Below are 16314 nucleotides of genomic sequence, written 5' to 3'. Positions count from 1 at the left end.
CGATTATGTACTATGGGTTAGATATTGGCGGCACAAAAATTGAACTTGCCGTATTTAATGAGAAACTAGAAAAACTGTATTCAGAACGAGTGCCGACGCCTAAAACGGATTATGACGAATGGCTGAATGTGATTGCGGATTTAGTCAATCGTGCCGATGAGCAATTCGGTGAATGTGGCACGGTTGGATTAGGGGTGCCGGGATTTGTGAATCAACAAACGGGGCTTGCGGAAATTACCAATATTCGTGTTGCCGATGGTAAGCCGATTTTACGTGATCTTTCTGCTCGTTTGGGGCGTGAAGTGCGGGCGGAAAATGATGCAAATTGTTTTGCTTTATCTGAAGCATGGGATGAGGAAAACCAACAATATCCCACTGTGCTTGGATTGATTCTCGGTACAGGATTTGGCGGCGGTTTTGTGCTGAATGGAAAAGTCCATTCCGGTCAAGTCGGTATGGCTGGTGAACTTGGGCATTTGCAATTAAATTATCATGCGTTGAAATTATTAGGTTGGGATAAAGCCCCAATTTATGACTGTGGCTGCGGTAATAACGCGTGCTTAGATACCTATCTTTCCGGTCGTGGTTTTGAAATGCTGTACCATGATCTCAAAGGGGAAAAGCTGTCTGCCCGTGAAATTATCGATGCCTTTTATCGGGGCAAAGAAAGTGCGGTCGATTTTGTGAATCTTTTTGTTGAATTGGCGGCTATTTCTATTGGAAATATTATCACGGCATTCGACCCGCATATGATTGTATTAGGTGGCGGTCTGTCTAATTTTGATTATCTCTATGAAGCGTTGCCGAAAGCTTTACCGCCTCATTTAATGCGTACGGCAAAAGTACCGCCGATTAAAAAAGCCAAACATGGTGATTCCGGCGGCGTTCGTGGTGCGGCGGCATTATTTTTAACTAAATAATCTTTTAAAGGCGTATATTTTCTCTATACGCCTTTTATTTTTATCTAATGATTGTTTGTTTTTATTAGATAAAATCTTTTTAAATGGATTTATTTTTTGATAAATATCGCTTTTTTCATTCTTCTTCACTACAATTCTGCCCTCATATTTATTTGAAGGAATGCTATGGAATTAATTGCTTATTTAGAACAATTCTTAATGTGGATTGTTGAACATCTTGATGAACCGTTATGGAACCTGACAATTATCGTTTTACTTGGTGTAGGTCTGTTTTTTACCATTACCACCGGCTTTGTACAGTTGCGGTTGTTTCCTGTCAGTATTCGAGAAATGTGGTTTGGACGGGCCGCTGAAGGAAATTCTTTAACACCGTTTCAAGCTTTCGCCACCGGATTAGCAAGCCGTGTTGGGGTAGGCAATATTGGCGGTGTTGCGACCGCTATCGCGCTCGGTGGAGAAGGCGCGGTGTTTTGGATGTGGGTGACTGCCTTTATTGGTATGTCGAGTGCCTTTGCGGAATCTACCTTAGCGCAGCTATTTAAAGTTCAGGATAAAGACGGCTCATTTCGTGGCGGGCCTGCTTACTATATGGTACAAGGCTTGAAGTCACGCAGTATGGCTGTGTCATTTGCCGTCGCACTTATTTTTACTTTCGGTTTTGCGTTCAATTCCGTGCAATCAAATGCTATTGTGGAAGCAACGCATAATGCTTGGGATTGGCAGGGTGAGTATGTCGGCATTGCGTTAGTTATTTTAACCGCCGCTATTATTTTTGGCGGTATCAAACGTATTGCCGTGATTTCCAGCAGTCTTGTCCCTATGATGGCGTTATTTTACTTAATTATGGCGGTCATTATTCTTGGTATGAATATTGAGATGGTGCCAACCGTCGTGGGTAACATCATCAAAAGCGCCTTTACTTTTGATGCGGCGGCTGGCGGCTTTTTTGGTGCGATGGTTTCTAAAGCGATGATGATGGGGATTAAACGTGGTTTATTTTCCAATGAAGCGGGTATGGGATCGGCGCCTAATGCGGCAGCGGCTGCTCATGTGAAACACCCTGTCAGCCAAGGTTTAGTCCAAATGTTAGGCGTATTTGTGGACACCATGATGGTGTGTACTTGCACCGCTGTGGTGATTTTGCTTTCAAATAATTATGGCAGTGAAGCGCTCAAAAGTATTTCTCTCACACAAAACGCCTTGCAATATCATGTAGGTGAATTTGGCTTGCATTTCCTTGCATTTATCTTGTTGCTTTTTGCTTATTCTTCAATTATCGGAAACTATGCTTACGCAGAAAGTAATATCCGTTTTATTAAAAATAAACCTTGGTTTGTATTGTTATTCCGTTTGACGGTTCTGTTTTTCGTTTATTTCGGTGCAGTGCGTCCAGGCAATGTGGTGTGGAATTTTGCCGATACGGTTATGGCGGTAATGGCAATTCTTAATTTGGTTGCAATCGTGCTACTTTCACCGATTGTATGGAAATTACTGAAGGACTATCGACATCAACTTAAGGCAGGAAAAACACCGGAATTTAAAATTGAAGATTATCCGGAATTGAGAAAACGTGTGTTTGAACAACAAACTTGGAAATAACAAAGTGCGGTCACAAAAAACAACGTTTTTTGAGCGTTGGCTTTGCCAACACCCCCGATAGGGGTGAGCAAACGAGTAAGTGAGTTTGTGAATAATATTGACCGCATTTTTTATCGCGATAAATTTCGATAAGTCAGAAAATAATAGGCGAATACGGCAATGACGACACAAGCGCCCATCGTGAACAGCATTGGCGCGGCGGTATCCATTTTCATAGTGGCGACTAAGCTGCCAATGACTGCTCCGGTCGCAAAACGTACACTGCCTACTAAGGAATTGGCGGTACCGGATATGGTCGGGAATTTTTCTAAAATTGATGCCATAGCATTGGAGGATATTAGCGGATTTTGTCCGACAAAAAATGCTACACCTATCGCCATTGACCAAAAGCCGAAATCAAAAAGTGCGGTCAGTATAAGCCAAACCCCCGATAAAAATTGAATCGCAATACCAATGCGTAACATGGTTTCCGCCCCGACTTTTATTACAAATCGCCCGTTTAGGAAAGAGGCGAAAGTCATAATGGCAATATTCAGCATAAAGAAGTAGCCGAATTTATCGACAGGAATACCGTAAATTCCGATATACACAATAGAACCGGCAGTAATGAAAGCAAACAAACCGCCAAACCCGAAAGAGGCGGCAAACATATAGCCTAACACTTGTTTTTGTTTCCATAGGCTCATAAAGTTTCGGGCAATAATGTTTAAACGGAGTGGAATACGGTTTTCTTTTTTATGGGTTTCGGGAATAATAAAAAATACTAACAATGTCGATAATATGCCCATTAATGCAATGACATAAAAAATAGCGTGCCAGTGGAAATATTTTACGATGTAACCGCCGATAATTGGGGCAACCAAAGGGGCAATCATAAACACTAGTGTGATAGTGGATATCACTTTTGATAATTCATTTTTACTGAATAAATCGCGCAACAATGCGCCGGAGAGCACCACCGGCGCTGCACCGAAGAATCCTTGAATAAAACGAAGTGCGGTGAAATTTCCGATAGAATTGATTTCGGTCAAAATCAATGCGGCAATGGCGCTGATAATCACGCCGATCAAAATGATCGGTTTGCGTCCGAAACTATCACCGAACGGCCCCCAAAATAACTGTCCGAATGCCATGCCGTATGCAAAGGCGGTAAGCGTGTGTTGCACTTGTTCCGGGCTGATATTGAAATCTTTGGCAATTTCTAAAAAGGACGGCAAATACATATCGACGCCAAAAGGCGGCAACATAGACAAAATGCCGAGGGTCATAATAAAAATAAAGGTTGGTTTTATATTTTGCTTCATAGTATTTTACTTAAACTGTTAATTTCTGTTTGTGTGAGTGGGCGGTATTCACCTTCTTCCAAACTTTCGTCTAATTCCACTGTACCTATTTTCCAGCGGTGTAGCCCGACAACTTTGTTACCTAGCGCGGCAAACATTCGTTTTACTTGGTGATAACGTCCTTCTGAAATGGTGAGATTGACATTGTAATCATCTAAAATCTCAAGTTTTGCAGGCTTAGTCGGCGTTTTTTCTCCGCGTAATAAAATGCCTTCTTCACAGGCCTGCGTATAGTGGGCTTCAACAGGATCGGCAAGGGTCACCAAATACGTTTTTTCACAATGATGCTTAGGATAGGTGATACGGTGCGACCATTGCCCGTCGTCGGTGAGTAAAACAAGCCCACTTGTATCCGCATCTAAACGCCCCGCACTATGTAATTTTTCTGCAAGAGGATAGTCAAAGAATTGGTAAATTGTGGGATAGTCTCCGTCGTCATGTGAACAGACACAGCCCTGAGGTTTATTCAACATAAAATATTGACCGCTTTCCAACCAAGCGAGCAAGGTATCTTCAAAATAAATTTCGTCTTCTTTTGAAATTTTACGTGCACTGTTTTTTTCAATTTTACCGTTAATTTTGACCGCACTTTGGCGAATGGCTTTGGTGGCTTGAGAACGGGTTAAACCGGTATTTTCAGCTATAAATTTATCTAATCGCATAAGATTTCTCTTTTTTAATAGTTAGAGGTGTTTTACACCGATTTGAATCTGCCGGCAGGATAAAGAAAAATAAAAAAACACCCGTGGGATTAAGGAATAATGATAAATTAAGTTTGGTTAAACCAAGAGACGTAATCAAATTGATCGTAATATTTCATTCCATTCCAACCGGAAAACGTGAATAAATCACCCACTTGGTTTTGCTGTTCAAAACCTTTGATGTAAAAGGCAGAGCCTAATTCCGGGTAAGGTTTATGGGTAAACACCACTTTATTTTTAAACGGAAGCCGATCAAAGGCGACAAGATTTTCATCATCAATACCTTGTGCGCCGTCTTTATCTGTCATGATGATAAATAAATTATCGGGGTTGATCCGAGCTGAGCGGATTTGCCATTTTTCTCTTGCTTCCTGTTCAGTGTGATAATGCATGAAATGAATTTCAATGTCTGCCAATTTACCGACTGGATAGGTTTTTTCAGAGACGATAAACTCAAGGGGCTGCTGTTGATAAAAGGTGATATTTTGCAAATAACGAATAAAGTCTTTAGGGCTTAAATAAAGATTCACAAAAGGTGAGTTAAAAGGTTCACCAAGATCATGCAAAATAAACGCACCGACACAGTTGGCGGAGATAACCGTCATACCATGGTTGTTCAAGCGTGATTTGAGTTGATTATTAATGAATTTTCTTTGCAGCCGATTAACTGCATATTTGACTTTCGATAGCAAAAGAGTGTCTCCCGATTGCGTCATCCTACTCTTTTTAACCTATTAATTCAACCTGTAATTTTTGTAAAAGATTTGTGAAAATTTGCGGTTCATCACAAATTTGGAAAAGAAAACGGAGTATAATCAAGCCGTTTTTTCAATTTGGTTCTGTGCGAACCAAGTTCCGTATCAACCACAATGGAGTATTTATATGAGCGAACAACTACGCCAAGCAGCATTGGATTTTCACGAATTTCCTATTCCGGGAAAAATTGAAGTTACCCCGACCAAATCATTGGCAACCCAGCGCGATTTAGCCCTCGCTTATTCTCCCGGTGTGGCGGAGCCCTGTTTGGAAATTGAAAAAGATCCCTTGGCGTCTTACAAATATACGGCGCGCGGAAACTTAGTGGCTGTGATTTCAAACGGTACGGCGGTATTGGGGTTAGGTAATATCGGCGCACTTGCAGGCAAGCCCGTTATGGAGGGAAAAGGGGTATTGTTTAAAAAGTTTGCCGGTATTAACGTATTTGATATTGAAGTAAATGAACATGATCCTGATAAATTAGTGGATATTATCGCTTCTCTTGAGCCTACTTTTGGCGGCGTAAACCTTGAAGATATCAAAGCACCGGAATGTTTCTATATTGAGCAAAAATTACGTGAGCGAATGAATATTCCCGTATTTCATGATGATCAACACGGTACGGCAATTATTAGTGCCGCCGCAATTATTAATTCACTTCGTATTATAGGCAAAAAAATTGAAGAGGTACGACTTGTTGCATCAGGTGCGGGTGCCGCTTCAATCGCTTGTTTGAATTTATTACTTTCCCTCGGAATGAAACGTGAAAATATCACAATTTGCGATTCAAAAGGTGTGGTATATAAAAACCGAGGTGATCGCATGGATCAAACAAAAGAAGATTATGCGATTGCAGATAACGGATGGCGTACGTTGGCAGATGCCATTCCGAATGCGGATATTTTTCTTGGTTGTTCAGCCGCAGGGGTATTGACACAAGATATGGTTAAAACCATGGCAGCGCATCCGATAATTCTTGCGTTGGCTAACCCTAATCCGGAAATTACCCCGCCGGAAGCTAAAGCCGTTCGTCCTGATGCGATCGTATGTACAGGTCGATCCGACTACCCGAATCAAGTAAATAATGTACTTTGTTTCCCGTTTATTTTCCGTGGAGCCTTGGATGTTGGGGCGACAGCAATTAATGAAGAAATGAAGCGGGCGGCCGTTTATGCGATCGCCGATCTTGCCCTTGAAGAACAAAATGATGTAGTGACTTCCGCCTATGGAGGTAAAGGCGTGACATTTGGGCCGGAATATGTGATTCCCCGCCCATTCGATCCTCGCTTAATTGTTCGTATCGCACCGGCGGTGGCAAAAGCAGCAATGGAATCCGGCGTGGCAACACGTCCTATTGATAATTGGGCTGAATATACCGAAAAACTCACTCAGTTTGTTTATAAAACCAGTTTATTTATGCGTCCGATTTTCAATCAGGCAAAACAATCTCCGCAGCGTATTATTCTTGCCGAAGGGGAAGAAACGAACGCGCTACATGCTACACAAGAAGTTGTTTCTATGGGATTGGCGAAACCGATTTTGATTGGTCGTGAAAGTATTATTGAAGAAAAAATCAAAAAACTTGGTTTACGCTTACAACCTGGTGTTGATTTTGAGATTATCAATAATGAAAACAACCCTCGCTATGAAGAATGTTGGAAATACTATTATGAATTAACGAAACGAAAAGGCATTACCCAAGCGATTGCTAAACGTGTCGCTCGTTCAAATACAACCGTACTTGCCGCAGTTTTAGTTAGCCTTGGTTATGCAGATGGTTTGATATGTGGCTTATTCGGTTCTTACGCTAAACATTTAGCCTCAATTCAAGATATTATCGGTTTAAAAGAGGGCGTGAAAATTCCGGCAACATTACAGAGTTTGGTATTGCCGACCGGTAATGTATTCTTAACGGACACCCATGTAAACTTAGATCCGAATACGGAAGAGCTGGCTGAAATTACGCTAATGGCGGCAGAAGAAGTGCATCGTTTCGGAATCGAACCTGCGGTTGCATTGCTTTCGCATTCAAATTACGGTTCATCTAACGAATTAGGCGCACCGAAGATGCGTGAAGTCTTGGAAATTGTGAAAGCTCGTGATCCTAACTTGATGATCGATGGTGAAATTCGCGGTGATTTAGCGATGAATGAGGCTCACCGTAGAGAAATTATGCCGGATAGCCCGCTAAAAGGTTCTGCAAACTTGTTGGTTTTCCCGAATTTAAGTGCGGCGCGTATTAGTTACAGCTTGCTACGCGGTACAACAACCGCGGTGACTGTCGGTCCTATCCTTATGGGGGTAAATAAATCCGCCCATATTTTAAATCCGTCAGCCTCCGTTCGCCGTATTATTAATATGATTGCTTACGCAGCGGTACAAGCACAGCAAGATTAGCTGTTTTATTCATGAAAAGTGCGGTTAATTTTAACCGCACTTTTTTGTTTTATTTATTCGCCAAAATGACTGCTCTTTTAGGTGCAGGGTAGCCCTCAATTGTTTTACTGTGATCATTCGGATCTAAAAAATCAATGAGGCTTTCATTTTCCAGCCAATCGGTTTTACGTTGTTCTTCCAGTGTTGTAATGGCAACGTCCACACAGCGAACGTTGGTAAAACCCGCTTTTTCCAACCAGTTTATTAAGGCGTGAACGGACGGAATAAAATATACGTTTTTCATTTTTGCGTAGCGATTGGTCGGTACGAGAACGCTATTGACATCGCCATCAATGACTAGGGTTTCCAGCACTAATTCTCCATCTTTTTTCAGCTGATTTTTTAGCTGGGTCAGATGGTCCAAGGGCGATTTTCTATGATAAAGTACGCCCATGGAAAAAACCGTGTCAAAAGCGGCAAGAGGCTGCATTTGTTCTATGCCTAGCGGAATAAGGTTTACGCGCCGATCGTTGTTTAATAATTTACGTACGGCTTCAAACTGGCAGAGAAAAAGTTCGGTAGGATCAATGCCTACCACCATTTTTGCTCCCTCACCCAGCATACGCCACATATGATAACCGCTACCGCAGCCCACATCTAAAATAGTGCGATCTTTTAATGGGGCAAGATGTGGGAGAAGACGATCCCATTTAAAATCGGAACGCCATTCGCAATCCACATGAATACCGAATAAATGATAAGGCCCTTTCCGCCAAGGCATGAGCTGTTTTAAATGGTGAATGACGCGTTGTTTTTCACCTTCTGAGAGCGGAGAAGTGCGGTCGGATTTCACTGCATTTTTGAGGTCAATCCTCTCAGCATGTAAATCAGGCAGAAAATCCACGACTTTTGACCATTTTTCATAGTCACCATGGGTTTGTTTTTCCCACGCTTTGAGTTGAAGGGGGAGGGTATCCAACCAATCGGATAATGGGCTTGTCGCGATTTGTTGATAAAATGGGCGAAAATCGATCATTTTGGTTCCTTACGGGCTTTTTAGCGCAAAATAATCCTAGAAAAGGTATTGAGGATCTAAGAAAGCTCGCATTCTACCTTATTTAGATTTATTATTCTATTTGTGAAAATAAGATTCAGAGACAAGAAATAATGGATGCCGTAGAGTTATTGATGAATGTAACCCCCAATGAAACGCGTATTGCATTAGTGGAAATGGGCGTATTAAAAGAAGTCCATATTGAACGCCAGGCAAAGCGCGGTATCGTAGGGAATATTTATAAAGGGCGGGTTACGCGCGTATTACCCGGAATGCAGTCCGCATTTGTGGATATCGGTTTGGAAAAAGCGGCTTTTTTACATGCTTCCGATATTGTATCTCATACTGAATGTGTGGATGAAAATGAGCAGAAACAGTTTAAAGTAAAGAGTATTTCGGAACTGGTACGTGAAGGGCAGGATATTGTGGTTCAAGTGGTAAAAGATCCGCTAGGCACAAAAGGCGCGCGCTTAACTACCGATATTACATTACCTTCCCGCTACCTAGTGTTTATGCCGGAAAACAGTCATGTAGGCGTTTCACAACGTATTGAAAGTGAAGAAGAGCGTTGCCGCTTAAAAGCGTTGGTGGAACCCTTCTGCGATGAATTGGGCGGGTTTATTATTCGCACGGCGACCGAAGGGGCGACAGAGGAAGAACTCCGCCAAGATGCGGAATTTCTCAAACGTTTATGGCGCAAGGTATTAGAGCGTAAAAGTAAATATCCAACCCGTTCAAAAATTTATGGTGAGCCGGCATTACCGCAGCGTATTTTGCGTGATTTTATCGGTACAAGATTAGAAAAAATTCGTATTGATTCCAACATTTGCTTTAACGAAGTAAAGGAGTTTACCGATGAATTTATGCCTGAATTAAGTGATAAACTTGTACTTTATACGGGAAATCAACCGCTCTTTGATGTGTATGCTGTGGAAAGTAGCATTCAGCAAGCCTTGGATAAACGTGTTAATTTAAAATCCGGCGGTTATTTAATTATTGAGCAAACGGAGGCTATGACCACTATTGACATTAATACCGGTGCATTTGTGGGTCATCGAAATTTAGAAGAAACCATTTTCAACACCAATATTGAGGCAACAAAAACCATTGCGCAGCAACTTCAGCTACGTAATCTTGGCGGTATTATCATTATTGATTTTATTGATATGCAGCTGGAAGATCATCAAAATCGAGTGTTGGAATCATTACAGGATGCTTTGGCTAAGGATCGGGTGAAGACCAATGTAAACGGCTTTACCCAACTTGGTTTGGTGGAAATGACGCGTAAACGAACCCGTGAAAGTCTGGAACATATTTTATGTGATGAATGTTCGGTATGTCGCGGTCGCGGTCATGTGAAAACCGTGGAAACCGTGTGCTATGAGATTATGCGGGAAATTATTCGTGTTTATCATTTATTCAGCAGCGAGCAATTTGTGGTATATGCGTCTCCTGCTGTTGCGGGATATCTCATTAATGAAGAATCTCACGGGCTGCTTCCTGAAGTGGAAATGTTTATCGGTAAACGTGTTCAGGTGAAAACCGAGCCGTTTTATAACCAAGAGCAGTTTGATGTTGTGGTGATGTAGTAAGCTAGGATCAAGTTAAAAAAGAGCGGTCAAATTGACCGCTCTTTTTAGTTTATCGTCGGCTAAACATCATAAGTTCCCATCACAACCGCTTGCTCTAAAATATGACCTTGCATGGCAAAATGAAGATCATTGAAACGAAAACCCGGTTTAACATCGAGTTTGGTATCGAGGGCATACACAATCAACTCATAACGATGTAAACAATTCGGGGGAGCCATACCACCGTAAGCGGAGGCCTCATCAAGTTCAAATTTGCCTAACACACTTGCCCAAGAATTCGCACCTTGTACATAATCCGTTGCGGTTTGGCTTTCGTTTTCTTGCACACTTGTGCGTTCAAGATTGGCGATTAACCAGTGAATCCAAACAAATCCGCTTGCGGTAATCGCGTCTTTATCTTCAAGTACCACGGCGAAAGATTTTGTACCTTCCGGCGCACTTTTAATTTCAAAGGGAATGGAATAGGTAGGCATACCGTTTGGGCTAAATTGGGTTCCACGTTTGCCGTATTTGTCTTCAAATACCCCATTTTTGATGGCAGAACTGGTTACGATCATCATATTCTCCTTATTTTGGTTAATGAGCGATGGTTTGAAATACTAGCATATCTCACTGAGAAAACTACCGCCGATGATATTAAGCCAACAAATAGATGCTCTGATAAGGCATTAATAGCACTTTATTTTCTTCTAATGACAACTCATCATAGTTATTCATTAATACCTCGCCTTTCACATTTAACTCAACAGATTGCGGTTGATGGCTCAAATTTGCCAACACAGTGAGGGTTTGTTCGTTAGCTTGACGTTGATATGCCCAAACGGACGGGTGATTCGGGAGTAAATCGGTGTAATTGCCCTCGGTTAAAATTGGTAATTCCTTACGAAGTTTAATTAAGCTTTGGTAGGTGTAAAACACCGAGTGCTTATCCGTTAATGCTTTTTCTACATTGATTTCAGTATAGTTGCGTGCCACATCGATCCAAGGTTGGGCGGTGGAAAAACCAGCGTTTTCACTCTCATCCCATTGCACCGGCGTGCGGGAATTATCACGGGATTTTTGTGTCAGAATTTTAATAATCAGATCGTCATTTATGCCTTTTTCTTTCAGTTCCTCATACGCATTTAAACTTTCCACATCACGATATTTTTTAATTGTCGTGAAATTCGGGTTCGTCATACCAATTTCTTCACCTTGATAAATATAAGGCGTGCCCTGCATACCGTGAAGTAGCATGGCTAACATTTTGGCAGACGTAGTGCGAAGTTCGCTCTCGTCGCCAAAACGTGAAACGATACGGGGCTGATCGTGGTTGCACCAAAATAGCGCATTCCACGCTCTGCCGTGCATTCCCTGTTGCCAATAGTTGAAAATTGATTTTAGTTCGACAAAATCAGGCTTGGCGTATGTCCATTTTTCACCGTTCGGGTAATCCACTTTGAGGTGATGAAAATTGAACGTCATAGACAATTCCGTGCCGTTTAAATTTGCGTAACGTTGGCAATGTTCAAGACTGGTGGAAGACATTTCCCCCACACTCATCAAGCCGTAAGGCGTGAGAGCGTTTTGGTTGAGCATTTGTAAATATTCGTGGATCTTATGTCCATCGGTATAGAAACGGCGACCATCTCCCTCGAAATCATCTTCAAAATGTTCAGGTTTAGAAATCAAATTCACCACATCCAAACGTAATCCGTCAATGCCTTTTTCTGCCCAAAAGCGGCAAATTTCAAACAATTCTGACCGCACTTTGGGATTTTCCCAATTTAAATCCGCCTGCTCGGGGGCGAATAAATGCAAATAATATTTTTGCGCTTTATCCGACCATTTCCATGCCGAGCCACCAAATTTTGATTTCCAGTTAGTGGGTTTTTCACGCCAAATATAATAGTCGTGGTATTCGCTTTGTGGATTTTCTCCCTCTTCAAACCAACGGTGGAAAGTGGAGCTATGATTAAATACCATATCCATTACAATACGAATGTTACGTTTATGGGCTTCTGCGATCAGTTGCTCGAAATCTGCCATCGTGCCGTAGCTCGGGTCAATTTCACGGTAATTGGCAATATCGTAACCGTTATCAATTTGTGGGGAAAGATACATAGGCGTGATCCAAATGCCATCAATGCCGAGCGTTTGTAAATAGTCCAAACGTTTAATGATACCTTGAATATCGCCTGTGCCACTGCCTGTCGTATCTTGGAATGATTTTGGGTAGATTTGGTAGATAACACCGTTTTTCCACCATTGGGTATTGTTATTCATCGTTGCTTTCTCGAGGAGGCTGCGTAGAGTTGAAAATTTACGCACCTTTAAAAATAAGGGAAACATTGACCGCCTGTCTGCATGGAATGTTGTTCCAGCACTGCGAAAGTGCGGTCGTTTTTCTGTAAGTTTTTTAGCTTAAGCTAACTCACCCGCTTTCTCTTTGCGTTTATACACAATTGTCGTCAGTACAAATGGGATAACAATCGCTGCGAGCATTGCAATGCCGAATACCCCCCAATATTGATATTGAACGGAAAGAATACCCGGTAAACCTCCCACCCCAATACTACCGGCTAACACGCCGGATAAACCGCAGATTAATCCTGCTACGGCAGCGCCAATCATGGCACATAACATTGGAAAGCGATATTTGAGGTTAATTCCATACATGGCAGGTTCGGTCACGCCGAGATAAGCGGAAAGGGCGGCGGGAATTGCCACTTCGCGAGATTGCGCGCTTTTGTTCACATAGAGAATACCGACTACCGCAGAGGCTTGTGCGATATTGGATAAAGCGATGATTGGCCACACCGGCGTACCGCCGATACTTTGGATCATCTGCATATCAATGGCGAGTGAGGTTTGATGTACACCGGTGACCACAAGCGGTGCATAGAGAAAACCGAACAATGCCGCACCGATTGGGGCAAAATCTCCCGTCATAGCATGTTTCACGACAAAGGCTACACCATTACCGATTTCACGACCGATAGGCCCGATAATGCTATGGGCGAGAAACACGGCAAGGATAATGGATACGACAGGTACAATGATGAGATTTAAGAAATCAGGTACGATTTTTGTCATAAAACGCTCAATGTAAGAGAGCATTAAACCTGCCATAATTGCCGGAATCACTTGTGCTTGGTAGCCTACTTTTTCAATACTGAACCAACCAAAATCCCAGGCTTCCGGCAATTGTGAACCGAGTGCGTACGAGTTCATGAGTTGCGAGGAAACCAGGGTAATTCCAAGGATGATACCTAAAATAGGCGAAGTCCCCATTTTACGGGCGATAGACCAACAAATACCCACCGGTAGGAAATGGAAAATGGCTTCACCAATCAACCATAAAAAGCTGTGCATACTGTTCCAGAACGGGCTGATTTGGGTCAGTGTCTTGCCATCAAACATCGCAATATCGCCGATTACATTACGGAAACCGAGAATCAAACCACCGCTAATTAATGCCGGTAGAAGTGGAATAAAAATATCCGCCATGTGTGAAATTAGGCTTTCATACCATTTTTGATTTTGACGTGCTGCCGCTTTTACTTGCTCTTTATCTACGCTCGCTAAGCCTGTTTTATTTAATAAAATTTTGTAATAGTCAGACACTTCCTGACCGATCACAACTTGATATTGCCCGCCGGTCGAAAAATTTGCTTTTACCATTGGTAAGGCTTCAATCGCCTTGGCATCAACCTTAGTTTCATCATTTAACACGAAGCGTAAACGGGTAATGCAATGTGTCACCGTTGCAATATTTTCACGTCCGCCAATTGCTACTATCAGCTTATCCACATTTTGAGGATCAATTTTCTGTTTAGCCATAAAAAACCTTTTTAGTATAAAAATTAAACCGCCGAGAATTATACGCTTTAGCTTTATAAAGTAAATGGGAACGTTCCCAATTTAAATGAAGTTATCTTGGAAATGTGATGAAGATCACAAATTGAAAGCGTTAAGTGCGGTTATTTTTTGCGTTGTTTTCAGCAATCATACTTTTATAGCAAATGAAAGGAGACCAGCCGCTGTTCTACGGTTTTGTTTCCGTGAATTTGTGTGAGTAGCAATTCCACCGCCCAAGTGCCTGCCTGCTCATAGCCAAAATCAAGGTTGATGAGATTGGGGACGAAATGTTCTAAAAGAGGATTTTGCCCAATATAAGCAAGGGGAAGAATTTGTTGGCTCTCCTGTAAATATTTTACGGCACCAATGGCAAGACTTGTGGTGGCGCATAACACGGCATCAAGCGGTTGGGTAAGCTTCGCACAATGATGATAGCCGGCTTCAATATCAAGCTCAGTCAGGGCAAAATTTGGCGTAAGCTGATGACGACGACAGAAATTTAAATAACTTTGAGTACGTAATCGTCCCGTCGTTTCATCTTGGTCGTGTATGCCGAGATAACCAATGTGTTTGTATCCTTGGGCATAGAGTTTATCCATGAGGGCATTAATTGCGTGTTGATCATCATAATGCACGCAAGAAATATCCTTAAAATAACGGGCAATCACAACGATATTGCCTTGCCATTGCTGCAATATTTTTTCGGAAAGAGGAGAAAACCCAAAGACAATGACACTATCTACTTGGCGTTGTTTGAATAACTTGAGATGGTGGGCAACTTGTTTTTCATCGAACTGACTTTCAACAATGATCGGCGTAATTTTTTGGCGGTAAAGTGCGGTCAAAATTGCCCGTAATGTTTGGGATTCACCGCTTGAATTGAGTTTCGAGACAATAATCCCGACTACGGGTTCTTGTGCGCCGCGCATAGCCCGAGCGGAGCGGTTTGGGCTAAAACCAACGGAGTCAATGATCGTTTGGACTTTTTGTCTTGTGGTTTCGCTGACTTTAGGATCGTGATTTAAAACTCGGGAAACGGTTGATTTCCCAACTTGGCAAAGTTTTGCAATATCCTTAATCGTGTAATTTTTTTCCATCTCGGATTAATTTTTTACAGAGTAAACTTTAAATTTTGAAGTTTGTGCCAATACGTCAAACGTCCCAAAATGTTGTTGTAATAAATCGGGATAAGGCAGGAAAGCATTCGCCACAATACGTAATTCTCCCCCTTGATTTAAATGCCGTTTCGCTTGAGTAATCAGTGTGTTTACTGCTTGATAAGCCGTATCAATCCCATCGTGGAACGGAGGGTTGGAAATGATGAGGTCAAATTTCCCTTCAATATCGGAGAAAACATCGCTGGCAAAAACTTCAGCGTCCAACCGGTTTTCTGAGAGGGTTTTGCGGGCTGATTCCAAAGCCATCGCATGAATATCGGTCATCGTAACATTTGATTTCGGGTTAATTTTTTTTACCATTGATCCGATTACACCGGCTCCGCAGCCGAGATCAAGCACTTTACCTTTAATTGATTGGTTGAGCGTAGAAAGTAAAAGTGCCGTCCCCACATCTAATTCATTTGCACTGAATACCCCCGGTAAACTATGGACTGTTAAACCATTGAGTTGAGGATGTTGGTAGGTTTTCCAAAAAGTATTGAGGGAAAAGTGCGGTCGTTTTTTCAGGGAAAAATGATATAAACCGCAACGGCGGGCGGAATCAATTTTAGCAATATCACCAAACGGTGAGAGGATTTTTTCTGCCGAACGTACACCGCAGCGGTTTTCACCAATGATGAGGATTTCTTGTCCGTCTTGTGCATTGGCAAGGAGTTGCATTAGCTGGAATTGTACTTCTTGCTTGTTTTTTGTCCAATAATAAACAATGAGATCTGCTTTACCTTGAAATTCAATGGAAAAATTGACAGCACTTTGGGTGCGGGCATAATCAAAATAGCAGCTCCAAACTTGAACGGATTGGCAATGTGGTGCCAATTTTTGTGGAAATTGATCCTTAATGCCACCGCTAAGTAGCACAGATTTACGGTAAAAAAGGGAAAGATGGCGTTCTAAAACTTCAGTTTCAAGGGACATCACGCTTTGAATCCTGTGGATTATTAGTTAGAATTAGGCG

13 protein-coding genes are annotated in these 16314 nt (G+C 42.1%); 4 read left to right on the top strand and 9 right to left on the bottom strand.

Going from position 1 to position 16314, the window contains the following annotated elements:
• Positions 1-5: 5 nt before the first annotated feature.
• Together nagK and PNEUHYL_RS08825 are read left to right on the top strand one after the other, a co-directional pair.
• A complete protein-coding gene (nagK, locus tag PNEUHYL_RS08830; RefSeq protein WP_059367318.1) occupies positions 6-920 on the top strand; it encodes an N-acetylglucosamine kinase in 915 nt (304 codons plus the stop codon).
• A 165-nt stretch (positions 921-1085) separates the two neighbouring features.
• Complete coding sequence (locus tag PNEUHYL_RS08825) at positions 1086-2519, top strand: alanine/glycine:cation symporter family protein (RefSeq protein WP_059367316.1); 1434 nt, start codon at positions 1086-1088, stop codon at positions 2517-2519.
• A 110-nt stretch (positions 2520-2629) separates the two neighbouring features.
• On the opposite strand, the gene PNEUHYL_RS08820 is transcribed toward PNEUHYL_RS08825, so the two are convergent.
• From PNEUHYL_RS08820 to PNEUHYL_RS08810, 3 genes are all read right to left on the bottom strand, one after another.
• Positions 2630-3823, bottom strand: a complete 1194-nt coding sequence (locus tag PNEUHYL_RS08820; RefSeq protein WP_059367314.1) for a Bcr/CflA family multidrug efflux MFS transporter — start codon at positions 3821-3823, stop codon at positions 2630-2632.
• Positions 3820-4524 (bottom strand): 16S rRNA pseudouridine(516) synthase RsuA, encoded by a 705-nt coding sequence (gene rsuA / locus PNEUHYL_RS08815; protein WP_059367312.1) that lies wholly within the window; start codon positions 4522-4524, stop codon positions 3820-3822. Before rsuA ends, PNEUHYL_RS08820 begins: the two co-directional genes overlap by 4 nt.
• A gap of 107 nt (positions 4525-4631) precedes the next feature.
• Entirely contained in the window at positions 4632-5279 is a 648-nt protein-coding gene (locus PNEUHYL_RS08810) for a DUF1919 domain-containing protein (protein ID WP_059367310.1), read from the bottom strand.
• 166 nt (positions 5280-5445) lie between these two features.
• Here PNEUHYL_RS08810 and PNEUHYL_RS08805 point away from each other — a divergent pair, with 166 nt between their 5' ends.
• A complete protein-coding gene (locus PNEUHYL_RS08805) occupies positions 5446-7716 on the top strand; it encodes an NADP-dependent malic enzyme (protein WP_059367306.1) in 2271 nt (756 codons plus the stop codon).
• Between the two features lie 49 nt (positions 7717-7765).
• On the opposite strand, the gene cmoB is transcribed toward PNEUHYL_RS08805, so the two are convergent.
• Positions 7766-8731: a tRNA 5-methoxyuridine(34)/uridine 5-oxyacetic acid(34) synthase CmoB gene (cmoB, locus tag PNEUHYL_RS08800; protein WP_059367304.1), complete on the bottom strand. Its 966-nt coding sequence runs from the start codon at positions 8729-8731 to the stop codon at positions 7766-7768.
• A 131-nt stretch (positions 8732-8862) separates the two neighbouring features.
• Here cmoB and rng point away from each other — a divergent pair, with 131 nt between their 5' ends.
• A complete protein-coding gene (gene rng / locus PNEUHYL_RS08795) occupies positions 8863-10338 on the top strand; it encodes a ribonuclease G (protein ID WP_059367302.1) in 1476 nt (491 codons plus the stop codon).
• 62 nt (positions 10339-10400) lie between these two features.
• Here the strand turns inward: rng and PNEUHYL_RS08790 are convergent, their stop codons facing one another.
• From PNEUHYL_RS08790 to rsmC, 5 genes are all read right to left on the bottom strand, one after another.
• Positions 10401-10898, bottom strand: coding sequence for a YbhB/YbcL family Raf kinase inhibitor-like protein (locus PNEUHYL_RS08790; protein ID WP_059367300.1), 498 nt, complete (start codon positions 10896-10898; stop codon positions 10401-10403).
• A gap of 79 nt (positions 10899-10977) precedes the next feature.
• The gene (treC, locus tag PNEUHYL_RS08785; RefSeq protein ID WP_059368852.1) at positions 10978-12606 is read right to left on the bottom strand and encodes an alpha,alpha-phosphotrehalase; all 1629 of its coding nucleotides are present in this window, start codon (positions 12604-12606) and stop codon (positions 10978-10980) included.
• Between the two features lie 138 nt (positions 12607-12744).
• Complete coding sequence (treB, locus tag PNEUHYL_RS08780) at positions 12745-14163, bottom strand: PTS trehalose transporter subunit IIBC (RefSeq protein ID WP_059367294.1); 1419 nt, start codon at positions 14161-14163, stop codon at positions 12745-12747.
• A 173-nt stretch (positions 14164-14336) separates the two neighbouring features.
• Positions 14337-15278 carry a LacI family DNA-binding transcriptional regulator gene (locus PNEUHYL_RS08775; RefSeq protein WP_059367291.1) on the bottom strand — a complete coding sequence of 314 codons (942 nt, stop codon included), beginning with the start codon at positions 15276-15278 and terminating at the stop codon, positions 14337-14339.
• Between the two features lie 6 nt (positions 15279-15284).
• Positions 15285-16277, bottom strand: coding sequence for a 16S rRNA (guanine(1207)-N(2))-methyltransferase RsmC (gene rsmC, locus PNEUHYL_RS08770; protein ID WP_059367289.1), 993 nt, complete (start codon positions 16275-16277; stop codon positions 15285-15287).
• Positions 16278-16314: the final 37 nt, after the last annotated feature.

The organism is Rodentibacter caecimuris, assembly GCF_001019715.1.
GTDB lineage: Bacteria > Pseudomonadota > Gammaproteobacteria > Enterobacterales > Pasteurellaceae > Rodentibacter > Rodentibacter caecimuris.
The sequence above is the reverse complement of the archived record's forward strand: the minus strand, read 5'-3'. Positions and strand labels throughout refer to the sequence as shown.

Excerpts from the sequence above, each read along its gene's own strand:
- nagK (WP_059367318.1), top strand. The coding sequence starts at position 6 with ATGTACTATGGGTTAGATATTGGCGGCACAAAAATTGAACTTGCCGTA.
- PNEUHYL_RS08825 (WP_059367316.1), top strand. The coding sequence starts at position 1,086 with ATGGAATTAATTGCTTATTTAGAACAATTCTTAATGTGGATTGTTGAA.
- PNEUHYL_RS08820 (WP_059367314.1), bottom strand. The coding sequence starts at position 3,823 with ATGAAGCAAAATATAAAACCAACCTTTATTTTTATTATGACCCTCGGC.
- rsuA (WP_059367312.1), bottom strand. The coding sequence starts at position 4,524 with ATGCGATTAGATAAATTTATAGCTGAAAATACCGGTTTAACCCGTTCT.
- PNEUHYL_RS08810 (WP_059367310.1), bottom strand. The coding sequence starts at position 5,279 with ATGACGCAATCGGGAGACACTCTTTTGCTATCGAAAGTCAAATATGCA.
- PNEUHYL_RS08805 (WP_059367306.1), top strand. The coding sequence starts at position 5,446 with ATGAGCGAACAACTACGCCAAGCAGCATTGGATTTTCACGAATTTCCT.
- cmoB (WP_059367304.1), bottom strand. The coding sequence starts at position 8,731 with ATGATCGATTTTCGCCCATTTTATCAACAAATCGCGACAAGCCCATTA.
- rng (WP_059367302.1), top strand. The coding sequence starts at position 8,863 with ATGGATGCCGTAGAGTTATTGATGAATGTAACCCCCAATGAAACGCGT.
- PNEUHYL_RS08790 (WP_059367300.1), bottom strand. The coding sequence starts at position 10,898 with ATGATCGTAACCAGTTCTGCCATCAAAAATGGGGTATTTGAAGACAAA.
- treC (WP_059368852.1), bottom strand. The coding sequence starts at position 12,606 with ATGAATAACAATACCCAATGGTGGAAAAACGGTGTTATCTACCAAATC.
- treB (WP_059367294.1), bottom strand. The coding sequence starts at position 14,163 with ATGGCTAAACAGAAAATTGATCCTCAAAATGTGGATAAGCTGATAGTA.
- PNEUHYL_RS08775 (WP_059367291.1), bottom strand. The coding sequence starts at position 15,278 with ATGGAAAAAAATTACACGATTAAGGATATTGCAAAACTTTGCCAAGTT.